The 23,322-nt window shown below is 68.0% G+C and carries 20 protein-coding genes and 1 pseudogene; 7 read left to right on the forward strand and 14 right to left on the reverse strand.

Annotated features, from left to right (window positions below):
* Positions 1 to 2 precede the first annotated feature (2 nt).
* Positions 3 to 1,034 (forward strand): aldo/keto reductase, encoded by a 1,032-nt coding sequence (locus tag FBY31_RS02025; RefSeq protein WP_142036258.1) that lies wholly within the window; start codon positions 3 to 5, stop codon positions 1,032 to 1,034.
* Between the two features lie 59 nt (positions 1,035 to 1,093).
* Here the strand turns inward: FBY31_RS02025 and FBY31_RS02030 are convergent, their stop codons facing one another.
* The 3 genes from FBY31_RS02030 to FBY31_RS02040 all read right to left on the reverse strand — a co-directional run bounded on the left by FBY31_RS02030 (position 1,094) and on the right by FBY31_RS02040 (position 3,972).
* On the reverse strand, positions 1,094 to 2,596 hold the full coding sequence (locus FBY31_RS02030; protein WP_142036261.1) for an FAD-binding oxidoreductase: 1,503 nt from the start codon (positions 2,594 to 2,596) through the stop codon (positions 1,094 to 1,096).
* A 130-nt stretch (positions 2,597 to 2,726) separates the two neighbouring features.
* Positions 2,727 to 3,329 (reverse strand): dihydrofolate reductase family protein, encoded by a 603-nt coding sequence (locus tag FBY31_RS02035; protein WP_142036264.1) that lies wholly within the window; start codon positions 3,327 to 3,329, stop codon positions 2,727 to 2,729.
* Positions 3,330 to 3,558: 229 nt separating this feature from the next.
* Positions 3,559 to 3,972, reverse strand: a complete 414-nt coding sequence (locus FBY31_RS02040; RefSeq protein ID WP_142036267.1) for a Rid family hydrolase — start codon at positions 3,970 to 3,972, stop codon at positions 3,559 to 3,561.
* Positions 3,973 to 4,110: 138 nt separating this feature from the next.
* Between FBY31_RS02040 and FBY31_RS02045 the strand changes: the two genes are divergently transcribed.
* Together FBY31_RS02045 and FBY31_RS02055 are read left to right on the forward strand one after the other, a co-directional pair.
* Positions 4,111 to 4,746: a dihydrofolate reductase family protein gene (locus tag FBY31_RS02045; protein ID WP_142036269.1), complete on the forward strand. Its 636-nt coding sequence runs from the start codon at positions 4,111 to 4,113 to the stop codon at positions 4,744 to 4,746.
* A 546-nt stretch (positions 4,747 to 5,292) separates the two neighbouring features.
* Entirely contained in the window at positions 5,293 to 6,324 is a 1,032-nt protein-coding gene (locus FBY31_RS02055) for an NADPH:quinone reductase (protein WP_142044985.1), read from the forward strand.
* A 28-nt stretch (positions 6,325 to 6,352) separates the two neighbouring features.
* Here the strand turns inward: FBY31_RS02055 and FBY31_RS22745 are convergent, their stop codons facing one another.
* Positions 6,353 to 6,529, reverse strand: a complete 177-nt coding sequence (locus tag FBY31_RS22745) for a hypothetical protein (protein WP_160142424.1) — start codon at positions 6,527 to 6,529, stop codon at positions 6,353 to 6,355.
* A gap of 208 nt (positions 6,530 to 6,737) precedes the next feature.
* On the opposite strand from FBY31_RS22745, the gene FBY31_RS02060 reads away from it, so the two are divergent.
* Both FBY31_RS02060 and FBY31_RS23530 read left to right on the forward strand, forming a co-directional pair.
* The gene (locus FBY31_RS02060) at positions 6,738 to 7,436 is read left to right on the forward strand and encodes a cyclodeaminase/cyclohydrolase family protein (protein WP_142036271.1); all 699 of its coding nucleotides are present in this window, start codon (positions 6,738 to 6,740) and stop codon (positions 7,434 to 7,436) included.
* Positions 7,437 to 7,515: 79 nt separating this feature from the next.
* A pseudogene (locus FBY31_RS23530) lies at positions 7,516 to 7,602 on the forward strand (hypothetical protein); the annotation flags it as partial.
* A 44-nt stretch (positions 7,603 to 7,646) separates the two neighbouring features.
* Here FBY31_RS23530 and FBY31_RS02070 read toward each other — a convergent pair.
* From FBY31_RS02070 to FBY31_RS02080, 3 genes are all read right to left on the reverse strand, one after another.
* A complete protein-coding gene (locus tag FBY31_RS02070; protein ID WP_142036273.1) occupies positions 7,647 to 8,417 on the reverse strand; it encodes an MBL fold metallo-hydrolase in 771 nt (256 codons plus the stop codon).
* 86 nt (positions 8,418 to 8,503) lie between these two features.
* Complete coding sequence (locus tag FBY31_RS02075) at positions 8,504 to 9,205, reverse strand: SCO1664 family protein (protein ID WP_142036276.1); 702 nt, start codon at positions 9,203 to 9,205, stop codon at positions 8,504 to 8,506.
* Between the two features lie 31 nt (positions 9,206 to 9,236).
* Entirely contained in the window at positions 9,237 to 9,887 is a 651-nt protein-coding gene (locus FBY31_RS02080; protein WP_142036277.1) for an MSMEG_4193 family putative phosphomutase, read from the reverse strand.
* A 224-nt stretch (positions 9,888 to 10,111) separates the two neighbouring features.
* Between FBY31_RS02080 and FBY31_RS02085 the strand changes: the two genes are divergently transcribed.
* The gene (locus FBY31_RS02085) at positions 10,112 to 11,500 is read left to right on the forward strand and encodes a sigma 54-interacting transcriptional regulator (protein WP_142036279.1); all 1,389 of its coding nucleotides are present in this window, start codon (positions 10,112 to 10,114) and stop codon (positions 11,498 to 11,500) included.
* 53 nt (positions 11,501 to 11,553) lie between these two features.
* Positions 11,554 to 13,569: a vWA domain-containing protein gene (locus tag FBY31_RS02090; protein ID WP_142036281.1), complete on the forward strand. Its 2,016-nt coding sequence runs from the start codon at positions 11,554 to 11,556 to the stop codon at positions 13,567 to 13,569.
* A gap of 14 nt (positions 13,570 to 13,583) precedes the next feature.
* Here FBY31_RS02090 and map read toward each other — a convergent pair whose 3' ends face one another.
* The 7 genes from map to FBY31_RS02125 all read right to left on the reverse strand — a co-directional run bounded on the left by map (position 13,584) and on the right by FBY31_RS02125 (position 23,321).
* Entirely contained in the window at positions 13,584 to 14,360 is a 777-nt protein-coding gene (map, locus tag FBY31_RS02095) for a type I methionyl aminopeptidase (protein WP_142036282.1), read from the reverse strand.
* A 41-nt stretch (positions 14,361 to 14,401) separates the two neighbouring features.
* Complete coding sequence (locus FBY31_RS02100) at positions 14,402 to 15,688, reverse strand: MFS transporter (protein ID WP_142044987.1); 1,287 nt, start codon at positions 15,686 to 15,688, stop codon at positions 14,402 to 14,404.
* Positions 15,689 to 15,819: 131 nt separating this feature from the next.
* Entirely contained in the window at positions 15,820 to 17,007 is a 1,188-nt protein-coding gene (locus FBY31_RS02105) for a VWA domain-containing protein (protein ID WP_235012887.1), read from the reverse strand.
* On the reverse strand, positions 17,004 to 19,340 hold the full coding sequence (locus FBY31_RS02110; RefSeq protein WP_142036288.1) for a DUF5682 family protein: 2,337 nt from the start codon (positions 19,338 to 19,340) through the stop codon (positions 17,004 to 17,006). The genes FBY31_RS02105 and FBY31_RS02110 overlap by 4 nt, the downstream gene beginning before the upstream one ends.
* A 17-nt stretch (positions 19,341 to 19,357) precedes the next feature.
* Positions 19,358 to 20,464 (reverse strand): ATP-binding protein, encoded by a 1,107-nt coding sequence (locus tag FBY31_RS02115; RefSeq protein ID WP_142036291.1) that lies wholly within the window; start codon positions 20,462 to 20,464, stop codon positions 19,358 to 19,360.
* Complete coding sequence (locus FBY31_RS02120) at positions 20,461 to 21,936, reverse strand: DUF5691 domain-containing protein (RefSeq protein WP_142036294.1); 1,476 nt, start codon at positions 21,934 to 21,936, stop codon at positions 20,461 to 20,463. Before FBY31_RS02120 ends, FBY31_RS02115 begins: the two co-directional genes overlap by 4 nt.
* A complete protein-coding gene (locus tag FBY31_RS02125) occupies positions 21,933 to 23,321 on the reverse strand; it encodes an SWIM zinc finger family protein (RefSeq protein WP_235012888.1) in 1,389 nt (462 codons plus the stop codon). Before FBY31_RS02125 ends, FBY31_RS02120 begins: the two co-directional genes overlap by 4 nt.
* Position 23,322: the final 1 nt, after the last annotated feature.

The following is a 23,322-nucleotide window of genomic DNA, read 5'->3' on the forward strand; positions in this document are numbered from 1 at the left end:
CAGTGGAATACAGGACCCTGGGCCGCAGCGGCGCCGTCGTTTCCAACTACTCGCTGGGAACCATGACCTTCGGTGCGGAGGCCACCGAGGAGACCTCACACGCCATCCTGGACAGGTACTTTGCGGCAGGCGGGAATTTCATCGACACTGCCGATGTCTACAGCGCCGGTATTTCGGAAGAAATCATCGGCCGCTGGCTGGCCAAGCGTCCGGACGTCAGGGATACAGCGGTGATAGCCACGAAGGGCCGCTTTCCGATGGGGACAGCACCGAACGACGTCGGAACATCCCGCCGGCATTTGACGCGCGCCCTGGATGATTCCCTCCGACGTCTTGGCGTGGAACAGATCGACCTGTACCAGATGCACGCGTGGGACCCGATTACTCCATTGGAGGAGACCCTGCGCTTCCTGGACGAATCAGTCAGCCGGGGCAAGATTGCCTATTACGGCTTTTCCAACTTTCTGGGATGGCAACTGACCAAGGCCGTCCATGTCGCCCGGGCGAGCGGCTGGAATCCGCCGGTGACCCTGCAGCCCCAGTACAGCCTGCTGGTCAGGGACATCGAATCCGAGATTGTTCCGGCGGCGCTCGACGCCGGCATCGGCCTGCTGCCCTGGTCGCCGCTGGGCGGTGGGTGGCTATCGGGCAAGTACAAGCGGGACCAGCCTCCTGCAGGTGCCACGAGGCTCGGTGAAAACCCCGAACGCGGAATGGAGGCCTGGAAGGCGCGCAACGACAACCCGCGTACCTGGGCCGTCATCGATGCGGTGGAAGACATTGCCGCTGCCCGGGGAGTCAGCCCTACCCAAGTGGCGCTGGCCTGGCTGGTCGACAGGCCGGCGGTCACGTCAGTGATCCTGGGTGCCCGGAGCAAGGAGCAGCTTGCCGACAACCTCGCTGCGGCCGAACTGCAGCTCAGTCCTGACGACGCGAATCAGCTGACTCAGGTCAGCCAGCCCGAGACGGGGGTCTATCCCTACGGGCCGATGGCGCAGGAGCAGCGCAGCCGCAAGATTGAGGGTGGACGGTAGCTGGGCGCCGGACCCTCCGACCAGGGCCCGGCGCTCAAAGTCCGTCGCTCGAAGTCCATTCAGGAAGTCGGAGCAGCTTCAGGAGGGACAGCCTCCGGGGGTGCTGTTTCCGATGGCAGTGCCTCTGCTGGGGCGGCTTCAGGCTGCAGGCTCACTTGCTCCCGGGAAGGAACGGCGGCGGCTCCGGCAACGGCGGGCTTGATGTTCTGGTTGACGTGGAAGAAGTTGTCAGGATCATACTTCGCCTTGAGCTCGGCGAGCCGAGCGTAGTTCGAGCCGAGAGTGTCCTCGATCCTGGACTGGTCGTCGGCGTCCTGGAAATTGATGTAGCCGCCCGGCTCGGAATACTCGTGGAGCGCGGCCCAGTACGCGCGGACCCAGGCAATGTTATTAGCGTTCTCTGCAGGCTCGGGCCACTGCCCGGCGATGACCGGCGCGAACTTCACATCGCGGTAGGCAAAGGCAGTGGCTTCGGGCGCAACCCGGTTGACGGCCCCATCGATGGGATAGAAGTGGTTGGCCGTGTGGATGCTGGGAATTCCCGGGGCGAATTCGACGGCGGTGCGGAGCGCATCGTCACTGAGGGTGCGAAGGAAATCGGCCTTCCAGTAGCCCTGAAGTCCGGCGGCATTGAGCCCGTCGAACATGACGTTGAGTGCCGGGTACGGCATCGGCGAAAAGAAGCTCCCCAGCGCCGGCCCGGCGTCCAGCATGGTCTGCCAGTGTGCAGGCCCGGCGTCAAGATCGCCCGTCCACATGCCGGCGATCACAGCTACTGGCCGCCCATGCCATTCCTCAGGCAGGAAGGGGACCGGGGGACCTTGGTGGAATCCGAGGAAGGCGCCCATCTCCTCGGGTTCGGAGGCAATCCATTCCCGGTACGCCGCGCCGATGTCAACTCCCCTGGCAGCATCAAAGAACATGATCCCCACATGGACCATGTCCACAGGGTGCAGGCGGAACTCCATCGACGTAACCACGCCGAAATTGCCACTGCCGCCGCGGAGTGCCCAGAAGAGGTCAACGTTCCCGGCCTCGCTGGCCGTCACGAATGTTCCGTCCGCAAGAACCACGTCCGCCGAGGCCAGGTTGTCGCAGGCGAGCCCGTACTTGCGGGAAAGGTAACCGATGCCGCCACCCAGCGTGAGGCCTGTTACACCGGTGGAGCCGACGATGCCGCCCGTGCTTGCGAGGCCGAACCCGTGAGTCGCGTGGTTGTAGTCAGCCCACGTGGCGCCCGGTTCCACACGCGCAGTCCTCGCGACGGGGTCGACGCGGACCCCGCGGCGGGCCGAGAAGTCAAGGACGAGGCCGCCGTCGACCGTTCCGAAGCCCGCCGCACTGTGCCCGCCGCCTCTCACGGCGACCTCAATTCCCAGGCCCCGGGCAAAGCGGACGGCGGCCAGGACGTCTGCCACCTGGGACACCCGCAGCACGGCTGCAGGACGACGGTCAATCATGCCGTTGTGCACGAGGCGCGCCGCCTCGTACTCGGCGTCGTCTTCCTCGATAACCTGCCCGCGGACCTGCTCGCGGAGTACGTCAAACCGATCGCTACCCATGACAACTCCAGATACCTTCAGAGACCAAAGGGCAGCCGGCTCCGTCTCGAGTCCCAGCGAGGGCCAGCGCTATGACCCTCCCGGTATACGCCTGGGCCTCATGCGGGTCAAGAGCGCAGCAGCACTTCAGTTACCCCAGTTCGTGCACCCGGTAGCGGATGTGTGTCACCAGGGGTGTGCCGCTCACTTCCGTCGGCTCAAGCTGAAGGTTTCCCACGCCGTCCAGGAGCCGTTCGCCCGCTCCGAGGAGAAGGGGTGCGATGTGGAGCCGCAACTCATCGATCAGCCCGGCGGAAAGATATTGCCGGGCAGTTTCCGCCCCACCGGCTATGGCGACGTCCTTTCCGGCCGCGGCCTCCCGCGCCCTGGCCAGCGCGGATTCGATGCCGTCGTTCACGAAATGAAATGTGGTGCCGCCCTGCATCTCCAGCGGCGGGCGGGGATGATGCGTGAGGACAAAGACGGGGGCGTGGTACGGCGGTTCCTCGCCCCACCAGCCGCGCCAGTCCTCGTCCCAAGGTCCTGGCCCGGGGCCGGCAAACATGTTGCGGCCCATGATGTAGGCGCCGGCGGCGAGGATGCCCTCAAGCGCTGCGGCATTGGCCTCGGGTTCTTCGAACTGCCACCGGTGCAGGTCCTCGCCGCCCTCGCCCAGGGGATTGTCAGGGGTCTGGTTGGGGCCGGCGAGGAAGCCGTCAAGGGATACGGTGAGATCACAGGTGACGCTGTTCATGGCTTCCCTTTTACGGTGGCAGGGGTGTTCAGGACGTGGATGGGCTAGGGGCCATGCTAATGGCGTCCGACGGCGGCCGGAAGGGATCTCCTTAAGGTCGCCTTAAGCATGCGGCAGGCAGGATCGGCGGCATGGAATCCGTTGGCAACGGTCCTGAGTGGGACCCCGTGCGCTTCGCGTAGCCGTACCGGCTCCGGGCGTTGGTCGCGGCACCCGGCAGCCCGCGGAACTAAGGCGCCGCTGATGGGAGCACGGCAGCGACCGCGCTGATCTCCACGAGGGCACCGGGCACCCCCAGCCCGGCCACAAGGGCAGCGGTCACCAAAGCCGGCTCGTCGGACGCGAGTTCCGCAGCGATGGCCCGGTACCCGCCGGCGATGTCGGCGCCGTCGACGAACAGCACAGTCCACTGCACCACGTCGCCGAGGGTTGCGCCGGCCGCGGCGAGGGCGGTCTTCGCGTTCGCCAGGGCGCGGGCGGACTGCACGGCGGCGTCGCCTGCGCCGACAAGGGAACCGTTGGCATCAACCGCGTTCTGGCCGCCGACATAGATGGTGGTGGCGCCCGGAGGCACAACAGCAACATGGCTAAAGGCAGGACTCGCAACGAGTCCTTTGGGGCGGAGGCGCTGTATGGGCGACATGTCCGTATGCTCTCATGCAGGCTGCTGGACGGATAGACCCGGCAGCCTTCCAGGGATAGCATGGCCGGCACCGGAACCTGCGGCGTCTTAGCACCTTGCTGCCGGTCCGGAATCCGCCGATTCAACGAGGGGACGGCCATGGGTGACCCAACCGGAAAAGCACCAGCAGCAAACCTGATGGTCGACCTCATCATTTCTTTGGACGGGTATGCGTCCGCCGAGGGATGGCCAGGCTGGTGGGGACTGGAAGGCCCGGAATACCTTGCCTGGCTCGAGGAGGAGGGGCAGAAGAACTACACCTTCCTGCTCGGGGCCAACACCTATCGGCTGATGTCCAGCATGTCGCAGGAGGCCGCGGGCGGCGGTTCGGAATTCTCCGACAACGAGGGGGCCAGCCTCACCGGCCTGGCCGCCGTGCCCAAGGTGGTCTTCTCCTCCACCCTGAAGGCTCCTTTGACATGGCCAAACTCCCGGCTTGTGGCTGGGGACGCGGTGGAGGCAGTGGCGGAGATGAAACTTACCGCGGCCGGGCCCATGGCCACGCTGGGCAGCCTCAGCCTCTCCCGGTCGCTGCTGACTTCCGGCCTGGTGGACAGGTTCCGGTTGGTGCTCTTCCCGGTGATCACAGGCCGGACGGGACGCGAGCGGATCTATGACAGTTACCCCGACGTCTTGCTGGAGATGGTGAACAGCCGGACGTTCGACGGCCGGCTCCAGCTGCTCGAATACATCCCCACCGTGCTTGACGGGCCACCCGGCACGGGCGTTTCGTGAGGGGCCGGACCCCCGCCAAAGAGATTCATTATTGTGCATCCACAGAGGACGCTCCGCCGGTAGTAGAGGTGCAAGCACAAGCACAGCCCGTCCCCCGGGCGTCCCTCTGAGGAGTTTGAAATGCGCAAAACAACCTCCGCCGCCGGAGCACTGTAACTCGCGGCCCGCTCTGACCTTTGCGGCTCCGGCCCAGGCCGGCGGCCGGAACCACCACGGCGATGACCCAGGCACGCTCTCGGTTCTGCATGGTGTGCCCGGGTTGACCGTGGACGTATGGGTCGACGGCAACCTCACCCTTGATGACTTCAAATCCTGACGAGGCCACCCTGAAGCTGACGGCCGGAACCATTTCGGCCTCCGTTGCCGCGGCCGGGACCACCGTTCCTGATCGAGCCGGCCGACATCACCGTCGAGGGCGGCAAAAACACGATCGTATATGCCTGGGGCAGTCTGGCTGAAGGCACCCTGGCCACCGCGGTCCAGTTGTTGACTCCGGGAACCAAGCGGGTAGCCCCGCTGCCGTGTGTGTGCGTAGGTTGGGTGACTATGAAAGCCATCGTCTACCGCGCCACCGGCGATCCGTCAGTTCTTGAGCTCGTTCACCGGCAGGTCCGCGACCCGGGGCCCGGGGAGGTGCGGGTACGCGTGGTGGTCTCCGCGGTGAACCCTACAGACTGGAAGTCACGCAGAGGCGCCAGACCTGGTGCACCCTTGGCCTTCCCGGAAGTCGTGCCGAACCAGGACGGCGCGGGCACGGTGGACGCGGTGGGCCCCGGAACCAGCGGGTTCGAGATCGGAGACCGCGTATGGGTGGCCCTCGCCGCCTACCAGAGGGCTGATGGCGGAACCGCCCAGGAGTTCACGGTCCTCCCGGTTGAGCGTGTCTTTGCACTGCCGGACAACGCCGGGTTCGACGTCGGCGCAAGCCTTGGTGTTCCGGCCATCACTGCCCACCGGGCCCTGACTGTTGCCGAGGACGGCCCGCGGCGGCTCCACCCCGGAGCCCTCGCCAGCAAGGTAGTGCTCGTCGCCGGAGGGGCTGGTGCTGTCGGTCATGCCGCGGTTCAGCTCGCCAAGTGGGCCGGCGCCGTCGTGATCACCACCATCAGCAGTCCCGAAAAGGAGGCGCTGGTCCGGAGCGCCGGAGCCCACCACGTCATCAATTACAAGGAAAGCGATCCAGCGGCGGAAATCCGTCGAATCGCTCCGGACGGCGTTGATGTGATCGTGGAGGTGGCACCTGCACAGAACGCCGAACTCGACCTGGCCGTCATCCGCAACCGCGGCTCCGTCGCCGTGTATGCCAACAACGGCGGCGACTTTGTGAACCTGGACGTGCGGAAGAATTTCAGCCTGAACGTCCGGTACCAGTTTGTGCTGCTGTATACCGTGGGCATGGAGGCGGTACGCGCCGCCGCCGAGGACATCAAGGCGGCGCTAGCTGACGGGGCGCTCCCTGTGGGAGGGCCTGCAGGACTTCCGCTGCACCGCTTCGGACTGGCTGACACGGCTGCCGCCCACGCCGCCGTGGAAGGCAGCATCGTCGGCAAGGTGCTGATTGACGTCTCTGACGAGTAGCCGGCGCCCGGGCTACGCCTGGCGCCGGCTACGGCTGGTGCGGGGCCTCGGTTTGCGTGTGGAGCCAGCGGCGTACCGCATTCACCACTTCGTCCGGATCAACGGTGTAGATGGTTTTCGGCCCGGAAGCCGGGGAATCGCTGTAGGTCATCCGTGCCCGAAAGCCGGGACTCTGGTTTGGTTCGTTCCAGGTTCGGATGACCATAGTTCCCATCCAAGGCGCAGGATGGTCAGGCTCGTCGTCGCGAGGAATTCCTGACGGTGGAGCGTCCTCTGCCAAGCCGTTTCACCTTGCTCTCCTTCAGTGGGTACCCAATCTGCCTTGATCCTCCTGCAGAACAATCAGGAATCAGCATGGTGTACGCCCAAAATCTGCTCAAGTTCGGCCGAAGAAGTGGGGGACAATGGGTGCCATGGCTGATTCTGAAGCGGTGACGACCCAGGATTCGACGGTTGAAGCATGGACCCGGGCGCTGGCGGAGTCCAAGGGTTCGCCGGGAGGAGGGGCCGGGACGGGAGTCATGCTGGCCATCGCCGCGTCGCTCGCGTCCATGGTGGCCGGCTACACCGAACCCGGTGAAGAGCGGCGGAAGGAACTGGCGGATGTCCACGCACGGGCGCACACGCTGCGCAGGACGGCCCTCACACTTGCCGACGACGATGCTGCCGCTTCCAAGGCGTTTGGCGCCGCGTTCCGCCTGGAACCAGGGCCGGGACGCGACGACGCCATCCACCGGGCCTCGGTGAACGCCGCCAAAGCATCGGCCGTGCTGGGCGAACGTGCCATTGAAGCCATTGAAGACCTCGGCTGGCTTGCTGCCAACGGCAACCCTGCGCTCATTGCCGATGTGGTGGTCGCGTTCGGCGCCCTGCGGGCAGCGGTGGCAGGGGCGCGCACCAACATCAGCTTCGACCTCGCAACCCTTCGATCCGCCGGCGCCACACTCGAACAGATCCGCGACGAGCAGCCGGTCCTGTGGGCAACGGTCCAGCAGCTCAACTCAGCGCTGGAAAGGATCGACGAACTGGCAGCCGGGGTGGATCACCGCGCCGCGCCGACAGACACCGATGCTGCGGTTGAGCCGGCGGCGCCCAGGGTTAGTGCTGATTAACCGGTTTCGCGCCCAATCCGCACCAGGCTCCTTAGGGTAGCGACGTGGCACTCGATGGGGATGTCCCAACGGCTTCTGGGCCCTGACCGCTTTCACGCTGCAGATTGCCCTGGTGCTGCTCACCGGTTACGTGCTGGCAACCTCCCCGCCGGTGGCCAGGCTCATCAACCGGCTGGTGCTCATCCTGATGGCGATTTCTCCCGTGTTGTATCAGTCTTGGCGGCGGAGGGCCGCCAAGGCGTCCGCAAGGTTCATCTGCAGGGCCGGACCATGGCCGGGAAGTATCACTGATGCGGAGACGTCGTCGAACCGGTGCGTTGCCTCCAGGGCCGCGGCCGGGTCCGAGTGGTACATGTGGTGGAGCATCTGGGGTCCGCCCTTCCGGCTCAGCGGATGGCCGGTGACAAAGGAATCCCCTACGGCGATAGCGCCGGCTTTTGCGAGGAGTATCGCGGCGTTCCCGGGCGTGTGTCCCGGCACCGGGATTGCTTCGGGGCGGCCGGGCAGGCTGCGAAGCGTCTCCGCGTCCCATTCACGGGCCTGGGTTGCCGGCTGTGCCGTCAGGGCGCCGGCTTTAATGACGTGGAGCATCCAGCGGAAGACCCGGGGACGCCAGGCGCGGACGATGACCTGGCCGAAAGTGACCTGGTGCTTTTCCCTGCCCTGGACGTGGGCCAGCTCTTCCGGCCCGCAGAGGATGGGGGTGCCGAAGGTGTTGGCGAAGTAGGCCGCGGACCCGGTGTGGTCCACGTGGCCGTGCGTGATGAGCACAGCCCGGGCGTCAGCGGGCTCCAGTCCCAGGTGGCGGATGGACTCCAGAACCAGGGGCCGGTCGGACGGGTAGCCGGAGTCGATGAGCATAAAGCCCGTCAGGTCGCGGACCACGATCCAGTTCGAGGCCGGGCCCTGGACGTGATAGACGCCTGGTGCCGCCTCGGAAACACGGGATGCGGGTTGCCAGTCAGTGGCTTCGGGTTGCACGGGTAAAGCGTAGCTGGCGTAAATCGCAGCTGGCGTAAATCGTGCCTGCCCGCCGGTCCTGTCACTGGCCGAATGCCTTTGGTGACCTATACCAGCGGCCAGGGGTAACGCATGCCCGTGGGGTCAACCGGCAGGACACCGCTGTCCAGTACGCGCTGGACCCGGCGCCGCAGCGCACGGACCTCCGCAGGATCCAGCAGCTCCGCCACCTCAGGCGGGACGTCCTCTGCGAGCGGGGCGATATCCTGCAGCAGGGCGTCCGGGACCGGTTCGCCGGCGAAGTCCCAGATGACAGTGCGGAGTTTGAAGTCTGCAGCAAAGCACAGCCCGTGGTCGATGCCCCACACGCGTCCGTCGCGGTCCCGCAGGACATGCCCGCTCTTGCGGTCGGTGTTGTTGGTAACGAAATCGAACAGGGCAATCCGGGACAGGACGCTGTGCGTTTCAGGCGCGTCCTCGTACAGGATGAAGTAATGCTCCCGGTAGTCGCAGGCTACAAACCATTGCAGCGAGCCGACACCCAAGGGTGGGTCATCGCGGATCACCGTGGGCGGCACGAGGCCCCACCGCAGGTATTCGCTCAGCAGGTACGCCGCGCGCTCGCGCCGGTACAGCCCGGGCTCAAAGTCCCGCAACGGCCGTTCCCCGGACTCGGGTTTATACACACCATGGGCCGAGTCGTCGCCGCAGGAGACCCTGACCAGGAAGGTTGCGTTGCTGCTGCGGGGGATGCGCGCAATGAGTTCCACGCGGCCTTCGCCCAGCAGCGTCAGTTCCCGCCCGGACACCGGCCGTCCCTTTGTTTGGTGCCCGGAAATATCATGGCGCCCTCAGCCCGCTCAGGGGTTCCGCCGTCGAATTCACCATCAGCACGGCTGGCGGACGGCCCTCCACATACTCGATGGCCGACACCGAAGCAGGGCTGATCATGATCCGCTGGAACAGGTCCAGGTGCGTGCCCATGGCGTGCGCCACGGCGGCCTTGATGGGGTCGGCATGGGAGAAACATACGACGACGGCGCCGGGATGTGCGGCGCGCAGCAGCTCAAGTGCGCCAACCATTCTTGCCTGCATCTGCGTGAAGCTTTCCCCGTTGGGAAAGCGGAACGTCGACGGGCTGTACTGCACGCCCTGCCACTGCGGCAAGGCTGCCAGGTCGGCGAGTGCCTCGCCCGTCCAGTCGCCGAAGTCGCATTCGATCAGCCCGTCGTCGTGATTCAGCGGCAGGCCGGCGCGGGATGCGGTGGGGGCAGCAGTCTCAGTGGTCCGCTCCAGGGGTGAGGAGTAGATGGCGCCCACGGGCAAACCCGTGAGGCGTTCGGAGACCCGTTCAGCCTGGGCAAGGCCCCGTTCGGAGAGGTGCAGTCCCGGCGCACGGCCGGGCAGCACCTTCCCGGTGGTAGGCGTCTCCCCGTGGCGCACCAGTAGAAGGAGTGTCCGCCCGGGCGCCAGGAGCGCACGCGAAGGCATCGTCCCTGTGGCTCCATTCATCAGCACTAAGCGTAGCGGCAGGGGCCCCACCCGAGCTTGCGAGGGATGGGGGAGGCGCGTAGCGGTAGCGGCAGGGGCCCCCGCCCGAGCTTGCGAGGGATGGGGGAGGCGCGTAGCGGTAGCGGCAGGGGCCCCGCCCGAGCTTGCGAGGGGATTCTGAGAATTCCCTCGATTCATGGCAGGGGTAGGGCTACCGTGGAGTGGTGACTGACCGACCCGAAATCTTCACTGTTGGCGAATTGCGTGCAGCCGGCCATCTCCAGAAAGACCTGCGCCACGAAATCCGCGACAACCTGCTCGCCGCGCTCGCGGAAGGCCGCGATCCCTGGCCGGGACTGTACGGCTTCAGCCGCACAGTCCTTCCCCAGCTTGAGCGCGCCCTGATCGCGGGCCACGACGTGGTCCTGCTGGGTGAGCGGGGGCAGGGCAAGACACGGCTCCTGCGCACACTGGCCGGGCTGCTGGACGAATGGTCGCCCGTGATCGAGGACTCGGAACTGAACGAGCACCCGTACGAGCCCATTACCGAGCAATCGCGGGCCCGTGCCCTCGCTGAAGGGGACAGGCTGCGGGTGGCGTGGCGCCACCGCTCCGAACGGTACGTGGAAAAGCTTGCCACCCCTGATACCAGCGTCGCCGACCTCATCGGCGACGTCGACCCGATGCGCGTGGCCGAGGGCCGGCGCCTGGGCGACCCCGAAACCATCCACTACGGCCTGGTCCCGCGCTCCAACCGCGGCATCATCGCCATCAACGAACTGCCGGACCTGGCCGAACGGATCCAGGTGTCGATGCTCAACGTGATGGAGGAGCGCGATATCCAGATCCGCGGCTACGTGCTGCGGCTGCCGCTGGACGTGCTCGTCGTCGCATCCGCGAACCCGGAGGACTACACCAACCGCGGGCGGATCATCACACCCCTGAAGGACCGCTTCGGCGCCGAGATCCGAACGCACTACCCCATCGAACTCGATGACGAGGTGGCTGTGGTCCGGCAGGAGGGACAGCTGGTGGCCGACGTTCCGCCGGTGATCCTTGAAATCCTGGCCCGCTATACCCGTGCCCTGCGGCAGTCGCCCGCGATCAACCAGACCTCCGGCGTATCGGCACGGTTTGCCATCGCGGGTGCCGAAACGGTCGCGGCAGCTGCACTGCGCCGCGCCAGCGTCCGCGGGGAAAGCGAGGCCGTGGCACGGATCGTGGACCTCGGCACCGCAGTGGACGTCCTCTCGGGGAAGATCGAATTCGAATCCGGCGAGGAAGGCCGGGAACAGGCGGTCCTCGACCACCTCCTGCGGACGGCCACGGCAGAAGCGGTGCGCGCCCACTACCACGGCATCGACCTGGGACCGCTCGTCGCTGCACTGGACGGCCACCGGACAGTGACCACCGGGGAGCAGATTACGGCGCAGGAATTCCTCGAGAACCTGCCCTCGCTCAACGGGTCGGGGCTTTACGACGAGATCAGCGGGCGCCTGGGCGCGACGAACCAGGGGCAGCGCGCCGCCGCCATCGAACTTGCCTTGGAAGGCTTGTACCTCGCCCGCCGGATCTCCAAGGAGTCCGACGACGAGGAAACCATTTACGGCTAGCCGCACGGCTGGAAGCAGTACAGCCAGGAACAGGGGCCGGAACAGGAGGCGTCATGGCCAGCCACAACCACTCCGCCAGGTACGGCCGGTACACGGGCGGTCCGGACCCGCTCGCGCCGCCGGTTGACCTTGCCGAGGCGCTGGACGCCGTGGCCGAGGACGTGATGGCAGGCTACTCACCCCGGCATGCGCTGCAGGAGTTCCTGCGCCGCGGCGGCCGGGACCGGGAGGGCCTGGATGATCTTGCGCGGCGTGTCCAGCAGCGCCGCAGCGAACTGCTGGGCCGGCACCGGCTGGACGGCACCCTGGACGAGGTGCAGAAGCTCTTGGAGACGGCGGTGCTGGAGGAGCGCAAGCAGCTCGCCCGCGACGCCATGATGGACAACAACGATCGCGCCTTCCGGGAGATGCAGCTGCAGAACCTGCCGCAGTCCACACCGGCTGCGGTCAACGAACTGGCCTCCTATGACTGGCAGTCGAGTACCGCCCGGGAGGCTTACGAGCGGATCAAGGACCTCCTGGGCCGCGAGGTCCTGGACCAGCGGTTCGCCGGTATGAAGCAGGCACTCGAAAACGCCACGGACGAAGACAAGGCAGCCGTGGCCGGGATGCTGCGGGACCTCAACGAACTGTTGGACAAACACCGGCGCGGCGAGGACACGAAGGCGGACTTCCAGGAGTTCATGGCCAAGCACGGCGACTACTTTCCGGAGAATCCCCAGTCCGTCGAGGAGCTGATCGACGCCCTCGCCAAGCGTGCAGCCGCGGCCCAACGGCTCCTGCAATCGATGTCTCCGGAACAGCGTGATGAGCTGATGCGGCTCTCCGCCCAGGCTTTCGGCTCCCCGGAACTGATGGCGCAGCTTGACCAGCTCGATTCAAGCCTGCGTGCCCTGCGGCCGGGCGAGGACTGGACCGGCTCGGAGCGTTTCGAGGGCCAGGAGGGCCTGGGGCTGGGCGACGGCACCGGCGTGCTCCAGGACATCGCTGAGCTGGACGGGCTGGCCGACCAGCTGTCCCAGTCCTACAACGGCTCCAACCTGGATGACCTGGACCTCGATGCCCTCGCCCGCCAGCTCGGGCAGAACGCCGCCGTCACCGCCCGCACCCTGGCTGAGATTGAACGGGCCATGCAGGACGGCGGCTACCTGCGGCGGGGAAGCGACGGCGACCTGCGGCTGTCCCCGCAGGCCATGCGGCAACTCGGGAGGTCCCTGCTGCGGGACACCGCAAAGCAGCTGTCCGGCCGGCAGGGGCGGCGGGACACGCGCGTCGCCGGCGCAGCCGGCGAGCAGACCGGTTCGAGCCGCCAGTGGGAGTTCGGGGACGCCGAGCCCTGGGACGTCACTCGCACCCTGACCAACGCGCTCAGCCGCACCGTGGCCGGCGGCGGCAACCCGGCCCAAGGGATCCACCTCACCGCTGCCGACATCGAAGTCAGCGAAACGGAGGCCCGTACCCAGGCCGCCGTCGTCCTGCTTGTTGACGTGTCCTTCTCCATGGCCGCCGAGGGACGCTGGGTGCCGATGAAGCGCACCGCGCTGGCCCTGCACCACCTCATCTCCACGCGCTTCCGGGGAGACCGGCTGGAGCTGGTCACGTTCGGGCGCTACGCACGGTCCATGGACATCGGCGAGCTGACCGCCCTGCCGTCCCGCCGGGAACAGGGAACCAACCTCCATCACGGCCTGTTGCTGGCCGGCCGTTTCTTCCGCCGCCATCCATCAATGCAGCCCGTCCTCCTGCTGGTGACCGACGGCGAACCCACCGTCCACCTGCTTCCGGACGGCGAGGCCTGGTTCTGCTGGCCCTCCGACCCGGAAACCATCCGGGCCACCGTGGCCGAGCTCGACCGGCTGGGGCGTGCCGGCACGCAGGCCACGTTCTTCCGGCTCGGGAACGACCCCAGCCTCGAGCGGTTCGTGCAGCGCATGGCCCGGCGGGTGGGGGCCAGGGTGGTGGCGCCCGACGTCGGCGGCCTGGGCGCTGCAGTGGTGGGGGAGTACCTGCGTGCCCACTTCCGCGGCCGGGCATTCGACGACGCCGACTGGGCTTCCTGGGACCGCTGACTGTCTGGCGGGTGTTACTTCTGCGTAGGCAGGGTGAGGATTTCCGCACCGTCGTCGGTGATGGCGATCGTGTGCTCGCTGTGGGCCGTCAGGCAGCCTGTGGCGCTGCGCAGCGTCCAACCGTCGGGATCGGTGACGAGTTCTGCGGTGTCCGCCATCACCCAGGGCTCCAACGCCAGCAGGAGCCCGGGGCGCAGCGTGTACCCGCGGCCGGGACGGCCGGTGTTGGGAACGTGCGGGTCCTGGTGCATGGTTGATCCGATGCCGTGGCCGCCGAACTGGGTGTTGACCGGGTAGCCGGCTTCGCTGAGGACGGAACCGATGGCATGGGAGATGTCGCCGATGCGCGCTCCGGGACCGGCCACTGCGATCCCGGCATACAGGGCGCGTTCGGTCGCGTCGATCATGGTGATGCCCTCCAACGGCTTGGCGTCGCCGACGAGGAAGCTGATGGCGGAGTCCGCAGCCACTCCGTCTTTGGAGACGGCAAGGTCGAGTGTCAGCAGGTCGCCGTCGGCCAGTGCGTAGCCGTAGGGCATCCCGTGCAGCACGGCGTCGTTGACGGCTGTGCAGATGTAGTGGCCGAACGGCCCGCGTCCGAAGGACGGCTCGTAGTCGATGTAGCAGGACGAGGCTCCGGCGCCGAGGATCATCTCCCCGGCCCACCGGTTAATGTCCAGGAGGTTGGTTCCCACTGCCGCCCGGCTCTTCAGGGCCTGCAGGATATCAGCGACCAAGGCTCCTGTTTCCCTTGCCCGGGAGATTTCGGTGGGGCTCAGGATCTCGATCATGCGGCGCCTTCCTGGGGAGACCAACAACTATACCCACCGTGTCAGGCGCGGGAATCTTCGGCGGATCCCTTGTCCTGGGCCTTAGTAGTGGACGCGTTGGCCTCATCGGCCGGGGCGCCCTGCCGCCGGCTGGCCAGCAGGAACGGAATCGCCAGGCTCTGGAAAACACCGGCCAGCGCCAAAGACGCCGGATAACCGAACAGGTCGGCGCTCCGGCCGAGCAGCGGCTGAACTACCGCGCCCCCGCTCGATCCCATCAGCGAGTCGAAGCTGAGGACCGTGGCCCGCTCTTTCGAAGGGATCATGTCGTTGATGTACGCCGGCCGCACCGGCCTTGCCGAGGAGTCGACAACGGCCCAGATCGCCAGCAGGACCAAGGCCACCCAGAACACCCGCGTAAACCCCAACACCACAAAAATCAACGTACTGATACAGCCGCTGGCGATCAGCACCGAAGTCCGTTTGCGGAACAGGCTTCGGGTGTAGGGCGCAAGCCAACCGCCAACGACCTGCGCGCCCGCTGCAATTGCCGCAGCGAGCCCGGCCACCGAATAGGCACTGGGGTCACCGAAGAGCTCCAGCAGGTACGGCTGCAGGGCGTAGAAGACATAAATCCCGACGCCGGCGCTGAAGGGCGCGGCCAGCATCACGTAACGGACGGGCCTGACTTTCAGTCCGTTATCGATCGACGCGGACAGGACAGCCCGGGTCGCCCCAAGCGGGTGGGTGGAGCGCGCGGGGGTGAACCCGACGTCGTGCATGAGCCACATCGCTACGCCGAACATTGCCAGCAACACCCCTGCGCGCACCAGGAACGGCACGCCAAGGTTCGTGGCCTGGGCAATCGCCCCGCCGGATGCAGACCCGGCCAGCATGGCCGCCCCCGCCACCATTTGTCCGCGGCCGAATACTGCCTCCAGCCCGCCCTCATATCCGGAGTAGCGGAGTGCATCGACAAGCCAGGCCTCAACAGCGCCGGAGAAGAAGGTGAAACCCAGGCCGAGCAGGACCGACACCACCGCCCACAGCGGGAACGGGGCCGAGAACTGCCACAGGAGGTAATAGAGGAAGGTGGAGCCGGCGAGGGTTACGGTGCCCAGCAGGAACGACACCCGGCGGCCCCAGCCGTCGGCGACCACCCCGGTGGGAATTTCGAAAATCACCATGCCCACCGTGAAGAACGCGTTGGCGGCGAACGCCTCAAAGTTGCTGAGGCCCGCGTCCAGCAGGAACAGCGTGTTGACGCCCCAGATGAAGGAGGCCGCAAGGGTATTGCCCAGCGTCAATGTCAGGTAGATGCGCTGGATCCTTCGGGCGGCGGCGTTCATCGGTTCGCTGCCCGCGCTGCGGAGAGCGGGGAACACGAGGCCATTCTCGCGCCGTTCACCCCGCTATGCCAGAGGCCCCTACCAGGGCCGGTGTGTTCCGGACCCTCTGTTCCGGACCCGCTGTTCAGCCGCTAAGGCTCGTGCGTGGCGGGAATATCGTGCGACGCGGCCCATTCGCCCACATCCCGCCGCTCAATGGCCGCCGCCATGAGGTCCGGGAACAGGTCCGGCGTGCAGGCGAACGCGGGGACGCCGATGCCGGCGAGGGCGGCGGCGTGGTTGGAGTCGAACGACGGGTGGCCGCTGTCGCTCAGGGCCAGCAGCGCGATCAGGGCGGTACCGGATCCGACGATGCTCGCGGCGCGCCGCAGCATCTCCTCGGCAATGCCGCCCTCATAGAGGTCGCTGATGAGCACCAGGATGGTCTCGGCGGGCTGGGTGATCCGGTCCTGGCAGTAGGCCAGGGCACGGTTGATGTCCGTGCCGCCGCCCAGCTGCACGCCGAACAGCACATCAACCGGATCATCCAGCTCGTCCGTCAGGTCAACCACTTCGGTGTCGAAGACCACCAGCCGGGTGCGCACCGACCGCAGCGAGCCGAGCACCGCGCCGAACACGCTGGAGTACACCACGGATTCGGCCATGGAGCCGGACTGGTCGATGCACAGGATGATGTCGCGCTGGATCTCGGTGCTGCGCCGGGCATGGCCCACCAGCCGCTCGGGAATAATGGTGCGGTGCTCGGGCTGGTAGTGCTTGAGGTTCGCGGCGATAGTCCTGTTCCAATCGATGTCCTGGTGCCGGGGCCGCCTGGTCCGGGCGGCCCGGTTCAATGCGCCGGTAACCGCCTGGATGGTCCGGGCACGCAGCCGCTCCTCCAGCTCGTCCGTCACCTGCCGCACCACGGTCCGAGCCGTCTCCCGGGAGTGCTCGGGAATCACCCGGCCGAGGCCGATCAGCGTACTGACAAGGCCGACGTCGGGCTGTACAGTCCGCAGCATCTCCGGCTCCAGGAGCAGTTGCCGCAGGCCCAGCCGGTCCATGGCGTCCGCCTGCATCACCTGCACCACGCTGGACGGGAAGTACCCGCGGATGTCGCCCAGCCAGCGGGACACCCGGGGGCTGGACGCGCCCAGTCCGCCGCGGCGGCGCTGATCGTCCCCGTACAGGTCCTCCAAGGCCTGGTCCCGCCGGGCGTCGGCGGCCGAAAGCTCCACCCGGTTGCCGTTGCCGTCGGTAACCCCGTCCGCGTCGTGGCCGCCAAGCACCAGCCGCCAGCGGCCCAGGCGGTTGCGGCTCTTGTTATCCGGTTCTGTCACGCCACCACGTCCCATCCGAGATACCGGGCCATCGTCCGGACCGCCGGCCCGGCCGCAGCCAGGTCCATCGTTTCGTCGCTTCCGGCCTGGACGGTGCCGCCCATCCGGCTGACTTGTTCGCCGATCTCCCGCCGTTCGGGTTGGCTGAACGCCGAAAACGTCCTGCGCAGCAGCGGCAGGACATCGGCGAAGATGTCCTCGTCAACGCCTGCCACCCAGCCGTCCACGAGCTGCAGGAGGCGCCGGTCGTAGATCAGCAGTGTCGCATCGCCGGAGACCAGGCCGTCCAGCCAGGCGGCGGCTTCCCTGGCGGGGGCGGCGATGGACAGGCGTCGGCTGAGCCGGGCGGCAACCTCATCAGTTTCCACCAGTCCCGCGTCCAGCAGCAGCCGGGTGGCCCTTCCTGCCACTGATCCGTGGACCACGTCCGAGCCTGCGACGGCGGCCAGCGCCCTGTGCCAGTCATCCAAGGGCAGGTCCGGCACCAGGGACAGGCCCTGCTGGGCCGAGTCAACGGCGCGCCGCATCTCCTCCGCTGCTTCGTCATCCAGGCCTGCGCATGCAGTGGGCAGGCCCACGCAGGCCCGCACTACGGTGGTGTCCAGGATCTTCCGCACGCCCGTGACGTCAACCCCGCGAACGTTGCCGTACCGGCAGGTGCGGGCGAGGGGTGCGATGGTTTCCAGAAGCGGGGCGACATCCTGCTGCAGGGCGGTACGCTCGGCGAGGACCGCCACAACCGCTGTAAGTCCCTCGGGCAGGTCGGCCAGGAGGCAGTTCGCGAGCAGTTCGCCCAGGGTGGCCAGGCTGCCGTCTTCCCGGGCGTTTTCGGATACGCAGGCTGCCGCAGCCGCGGCCACGGTGGTGCCGTACCGGCTGGCCTCCACCACTGCGATGGCCAGTTCCGGCTTCCACTGCAGCGTCCACGCCTCCTTGAACGTACCCAGGGTCCGGCCCGTTTCGGTGGGGATTCCCCAGTCCACTCCGAGCAGTGCCAGCCGGTGCAGCAGCACGGAGCGGGCCAGTTGGGCGGGCTTGCGCAGGTCGAGGGTCAGGATCTCCTCCATGGCACTTGGCTTCCACCGCAGCCTGCGCTGGGTGGCGGCAAGATCGGCGGCGAGGGGGACGGTGGGGGCGGAATCCGGGACGCTTCCCAGCTCGAGCCCCACTGTCAGTTCCCGGTGCACCAGGGCCAGCGGGAGTGGCGACCCGTCACACAGCACCGACTGCGCGGCATCATCAAGTTCTGCCAGCCCCGGGCTGGGGCGGCCGCGGACGGCGGCGAGCGCGTTTGCCATCCGGTTCGCCTCCACCACGGAGGCCGTGGACGCGTCCAGGTTCTCGTGGCGCAGGGCATGCGCTACCCGGACCAGCCAGGTGGTGGCTACGTCCGTGCCGGGATCCTGGCCCATCCAGTGGGTGAAAAGATGCTGGTACCAGCCGGGCGCCGTGACTCCGGCACCGTAGCTGCTGGCCAGGCTGAGCCGGCCGGAGGTCCACGGAACCCAGGTTGCCGCGACCTTTGTTTTGGGCAGGCCGGCCAGCACCTTGTTGTCAGCCGAGGCCGGAGGGAAGTCGGCAGGCACCAGCGCCGGGGCATGGAAGGCTCCACACACCACAACAATCCGGGCGTGCCCCTCGCGGAGCGCGGCCCGCAGCAGCCGCCGCATCCAAGCCTCCCGCCGGTTGTTCTCCACCACATCGGGATGGTGGGCGGGCCTGTCATCGGCGGCCCGGATCTCCGCAATCGCGTCCGTGAGCGCCGCGAACCGTTCGACCGGGTCGCTGTGGCGGTGCTCCATGGCGTCCTCCCACCAGCGCTCGGCGTCGCTGTATCCGGCGGCGCGGGCAAGGATACCTATGGCGTCCGGCCGGTAGGGGCGTGACCGCGTGGCGGAGGTGCCGTCGTCGTCCTCCGCTGACGGCGCCGAGCCTGGCAGTGCCTCCTCTGGCAGCTGCTCCTCTGGCAGCGCCCCGCCTGGCAGCTGCACGGCAGGCTCAGCCGCCAGCTGCAGGGCAAAAGTATGTGCCGCGGGAAGGTCGATGGCCCGTACCGGGGTACCGGTGGACAATGCCCAGCGCATGGCCACCCATTCGGGGGAGAACGCGGCCAGCGGGTAGAAGGAGGCCAGCCGGGGTTCATCGGGGACGTAGATCAGCCCTGCCACCGGCGGGAGCATCTCCGGGTCGTTGAGCAGGGGGATCACCTGGTCCAGTTCCGGCGGCGCCTCCACGAGCACCAGGTCCGGCCGGAGGGCGGCGAGTGCCTCGGCCACGGAGTGCGCCGAGCCGGGACCGTGGTGCCGGATCCCAAGGACATGGACCTCTGTCATGGTTGAGGAATCCCGGCCTAGTTCGACGATTCGAGGTCGCGGCAGGCCCGGTACAGGTCCTTCCACTCCGGCCGGTTCCGCACCACGGTTTCCAGGTATTCCTGCCAGATCACCCGGTCCTGCACAGGATCCTTGACCACGGCGCCCACCAGGCTGGCCGCCACGTCCTGCGCCCGGACGGTTCCATCCCCGAAGTGCGCGGCCAGGGAGAGTCCGTTGGTCATCACCGAGATGGCTTCCGCGGTGGACAGCGTGGCGGAGGGCGATTTGATGGTGGTCCGCTGGTCCTGCGTCACGCCGGCACGGAGCTCCCGCATCACTGTCACCACCCGGCGGACCTCGGAGAGAGCGGCCAGGTCCGCCGGCAGTTCAAGGGCCTCGCCAAGGCTGCGGACGCGGGTGGTGACGATCTCCACCTCCTGTTCCATGCTGTCCGGGAGCGGCAGCACCACGGTGTTGAACCGGCGGCGGAGTGCCGAGGAGAGGTCATTGACGCCTTTGTCCCGGTTGTTGGCCGTGGCGATGATGTTGAATCCCTTCCGTGCCTGCACCTCCTCATTGAGTTCCGGAATGGGCAGGCTCTTTTCGCTGAGGATCGTGATGAGGGAGTCCTGCACATCCGAGGGGATCCGGGTGAGTTCCTCCACCCGTACCAGGCTCCCGGCCTCCATGGCGCGCATCACCGGCCCGGGAACGAGGGCAGCGCGGGACGGTCCGTCGGCGAGCAGGCGGGCATAGTTCCAGCCATAGCGCAGTGCCTCTTCGGGGGTGCCGGCGGTGCCCTGCACCACCAGGGTGGAGGTTCCCGAGATGGCCGCCGCAAGGTGTTCTCCGAGCCAGGTCTTGGCCGTGCCCGGCACGCCGAGCAGCAGCAGGGCCCGGTCCGTGGCCAGTGATGCCACCGCGATTTCCACGAGCCGTTCCGAGCCCAGGTACTTGGGGGTGATGCGGACACCGCTGGGCAGCTGGCCGCCGAGGATGTAGGTGGTGACGGCCCAGGGGGACAGCCGCCAGCTGGGCGGCCTGGGCCGCTCGTCTGCAGCGGCGAGGGCTGCGAGCTCCCCGGCGTAGGCGTTTTCGGCGTGGGCGCGGAGCACGTCCTGGGCGGGCTGGGCGTCGGTCATTGGAAAGCCTCCGTCAGGGATTGTCGGAACGATTGGTATTGCACGGCGTCGCGGAGCACGCGGCGCCGGCCGGCGTCGTCGTCGGAGCGCTCCAGCAGCTGCCGGCACTGTCCGGCCGCCTCGGGCGGAAGCGCCGCGGGAAGGATGCCGGCCAGCATGACCGCCAGCTGGCCGCCGTTTTTGGCGGTGATTTGCTCCAGCACTGCGGCAGCCAGTGGTGGTCCCCACGGGCGGGGAAGGCTGCGGAGCGGTTCAACCAGCGTGAAGGGCTGCACCGGGCCGCTCCGCAGATACCGCAGCAGCCTCTCCTCGCGTTCGGCCGGCGGGAGGCAAGCCAGCAGGCGCAGGTCCAGGTGGTCATCCAGCAGCGCACGCACCCACTCAAGGTCGGCCCGCAGGGCGGCGATTGACGCGATGGCCTCCAGCACCCGCGTTTCTCCCTTGAGCAGCGCAAGCGTCGACGCCGGGCTTCCGGCGGCAAGCGATGTCCAGGTATCGAGGGGGGCCCCGCGGATGATGGCGTCAAGCCGGACCAGCCGGTCGGGTTCACCGATGTGGGAATCCGCGGGGATTCCGTCCCGGAGTGCGGCAGTGTCCGGTTCGGGCGGGAGGTCGATGTCGAGGTGTTTGCGCAGGACGCCGCCCAGCCGGAGCAGCGGGCGGAGCCTGGCGGCCATCCGGGCGGCACGGGCGCTGTCCGGCAACCGGTCGAGCAGTCCGGCGGCGGTGTCACGCACGCTTTTGGCTTTGCTGTCCAGGGCGCGCTCCAGCAGTTCCTCGTCGTCGGGCCCGAGGTTTGTGGCAAACGTGGCAAGGTGGGCTGCACGCTCCCGGGCGGCCAGGCCCTCCCAGTGCTCGCCAAGCTGCCTGCGCGCGGCGGCAGGATCAGTGCGGCGGAGCCTCTCCAGTTCGGTGGTGGCGTCAGCGCTAGCCAGCTCCGCCCAGTCATCCACCGCCGGAGCCTGCTGATCTCCACCCGGTATATCGTTGCCCCCTTGAGTACCGGCCGGCAGGCCCTGCAGCCAGCGGCCCCGCATTCCAATGGCCGGGTTTAAGTGTTCCGCCACGGATGGTTTGGAATCCGCCACCGCGAGGAGTGGCGGGAGGAGCCGGTGCGGGACCCGCAACCCGGACGCTGCGGCGGACTGCAGCCAGTCCGCCACCAGTTGGGTCCGCAGCTCCGCCCCCACCGGCGGCTGGGTGAGCAGGAGGTCCAGCAGCCTGGCGGCCTCGCCTGCTGCCTGGGGGCAATCGTCCGTTGGCGCCGGCTCGGCCAGTGCGGCGGGGTCCGGGCGGCGGGGGTGCCGGGCGGAGCGGGTGATGGCGTCGGCGAGCGCGGCCTGGTCCAGGAGTAACTCCTCGGCCGGCACAGCTTGCGGCGGGAGGACGCCCAGCTCCGCGGGCGGGGAAGGCGCCGCGTGCCTGGCGGTCCCTACCAGGGCGGCAACCCGCAGCTCTTCCCTCCATGTCATGGCGTCACCACTGCCCCATCGACGACGGCGGACAGCGGCCGCACGCGGCCCTCCTCCAGCTCGCCGAAAAGGTCGACGGGATGGCCGCCGGTGAGCGCGAGCAGGGAGTGCAGGGGCGCATCGACCAGGGGGAGGGCATCACCGGCTTGGTCCAGAAGCCAGCCGGAGCCGCCGGTGCAGACGCGCACTCCGGCCAGCAGCACCGGGTGGCGGTCCCGCCACGGGGACAGGGCGACGGCGGCTGACTCGTCGGCGAGCGCCTGCAAAATACTGCTTCCCCCGCCCAGTGATCCGGCCGTTCCACGCGTGCCCACCGTGCCGGTGAACCTCGCCCGCTGGGGTGCCGATCCGGGGTACCGGGCCACCGAGGCATCCAGCACCGCACCGGCGAGCTGGGGTGTCGCCAGGGACTCGCTGCGGGCAGCGAAATCCAGGAGGAGCACCACCCTTCCGTCCGGCCCGCGCAGCCAGGTCCGCTGCTGCTGGAGCCGCCCGTCGTCGCTGCGGTGGGCGCCGAGCACCAGCCACGGACCGGGCAGTGCCTCTGTTCCCTCGACTTCCGCAGCAGGAACCGTCCAGCCGACGGCAACGCGGAGGTCGGCAAGCTCCCCGGGGGTCAGCTGGTCCCGCATCCGCCAGGCTTTGGTGAGCGCCCACCACCGGCCCGCCCGGTGGAGGAGGTGATCGGTCCAGTCGGTGCGGGCGTGGATGTCCGAGCCCATGGCGCGCACTTGTTCGGCCAGTCCAGGCAGTTGGGCGTCCACCAGGCGGGCAGCCGCCCCGTCCCACCAGGAATACGGCTGCGTCCGGGCGGACGCCATGCCGGTCCGCACCAGGTCGGCCAACCATCGGGAGAAGTCGCTGATGCCGGCGTCCATCAGTGCCAGCCGGTCGGCCAGCCTTTTGGCCTGCGCCGCAGGATCGGCCGGCTGGTCAGGCTGGCGCCGCTCACGCACCGTTGCCCGGTCCGCGCGCTGGGCCGCCCATTCCTGGGCGAAACCGGCAGCCTCCGTGCCGCCGTCGGCCGCTTCTCCCCGTGACCACAGCAGCAGGAGGGCGAGTGCGTGCTTGCAGGGGAACTTCCGGCTGGGGCAGGAGCACCGGTAGGCCGGGGCGGCGATGTCAACGCTCACCTGGTAGGGCGTCTTTCCGCTGCCCTGGCATTTGCCCCAAACCAGCACGTCGTTGCTGCCTGTGCCGGACCAGGGGCCCGGGCGGGCAAGCTTGCGGGCAGCAGCCAGGGAGGCTGCGTCGGGCGCGGCGCCGGCCACCCTGTCCTCGCTCCAACGCCCCATAAACCACATTGTGCCCGATGTTCCGGGCGGCGCAAGACGCACCGACGGCGTGGCGGCCGCCCGGTCCTGCGCCGGGCCGCCCTCTTCCATG

Origin of the sequence: Arthrobacter sp. SLBN-100, assembly GCF_006715305.1 — a bacterium.
Lineage (GTDB): Bacteria > Actinomycetota > Actinomycetes > Actinomycetales > Micrococcaceae > Arthrobacter.

Excerpts from the sequence above, each read along its gene's own strand:
- FBY31_RS02030 (WP_142036261.1), bottom strand. The coding sequence starts at position 2,596 with ATGGGTAGCGATCGGTTTGACGTACTCCGCGAGCAGGTCCGCGGGCAG.
- FBY31_RS02035 (WP_142036264.1), bottom strand. The coding sequence starts at position 3,329 with ATGAACAGCGTCACCTGTGATCTCACCGTATCCCTTGACGGCTTCCTC.
- FBY31_RS02040 (WP_142036267.1), bottom strand. The coding sequence starts at position 3,972 with ATGTCGCCCATACAGCGCCTCCGCCCCAAAGGACTCGTTGCGAGTCCT.
- FBY31_RS02045 (WP_142036269.1), top strand. The coding sequence starts at position 4,111 with ATGGGTGACCCAACCGGAAAAGCACCAGCAGCAAACCTGATGGTCGAC.
- FBY31_RS02055 (WP_142044985.1), top strand. The coding sequence starts at position 5,293 with ATGAAAGCCATCGTCTACCGCGCCACCGGCGATCCGTCAGTTCTTGAG.
- FBY31_RS22745 (WP_160142424.1), bottom strand. The coding sequence starts at position 6,529 with ATGGTCATCCGAACCTGGAACGAACCAAACCAGAGTCCCGGCTTTCGG.
- FBY31_RS02060 (WP_142036271.1), top strand. The coding sequence starts at position 6,738 with ATGGCTGATTCTGAAGCGGTGACGACCCAGGATTCGACGGTTGAAGCA.
- FBY31_RS02080 (WP_142036277.1), bottom strand. The coding sequence starts at position 9,887 with ATGCCTTCGCGTGCGCTCCTGGCGCCCGGGCGGACACTCCTTCTACTG.
- FBY31_RS02090 (WP_142036281.1), top strand. The coding sequence starts at position 11,554 with ATGGCCAGCCACAACCACTCCGCCAGGTACGGCCGGTACACGGGCGGT.
- map (WP_142036282.1), bottom strand. The coding sequence starts at position 14,360 with ATGATCGAGATCCTGAGCCCCACCGAAATCTCCCGGGCAAGGGAAACA.
- FBY31_RS02100 (WP_142044987.1), bottom strand. The coding sequence starts at position 15,688 with ATGAACGCCGCCGCCCGAAGGATCCAGCGCATCTACCTGACATTGACG.
- FBY31_RS02110 (WP_142036288.1), bottom strand. The coding sequence starts at position 19,340 with ATGACAGAGGTCCATGTCCTTGGGATCCGGCACCACGGTCCCGGCTCG.
- FBY31_RS02115 (WP_142036291.1), bottom strand. The coding sequence starts at position 20,464 with ATGACCGACGCCCAGCCCGCCCAGGACGTGCTCCGCGCCCACGCCGAA.
- FBY31_RS02120 (WP_142036294.1), bottom strand. The coding sequence starts at position 21,936 with ATGACATGGAGGGAAGAGCTGCGGGTTGCCGCCCTGGTAGGGACCGCC.
- FBY31_RS02125 (WP_235012888.1), bottom strand. The coding sequence starts at position 23,321 with ATGGAAGAGGGCGGCCCGGCGCAGGACCGGGCGGCCGCCACGCCGTCG.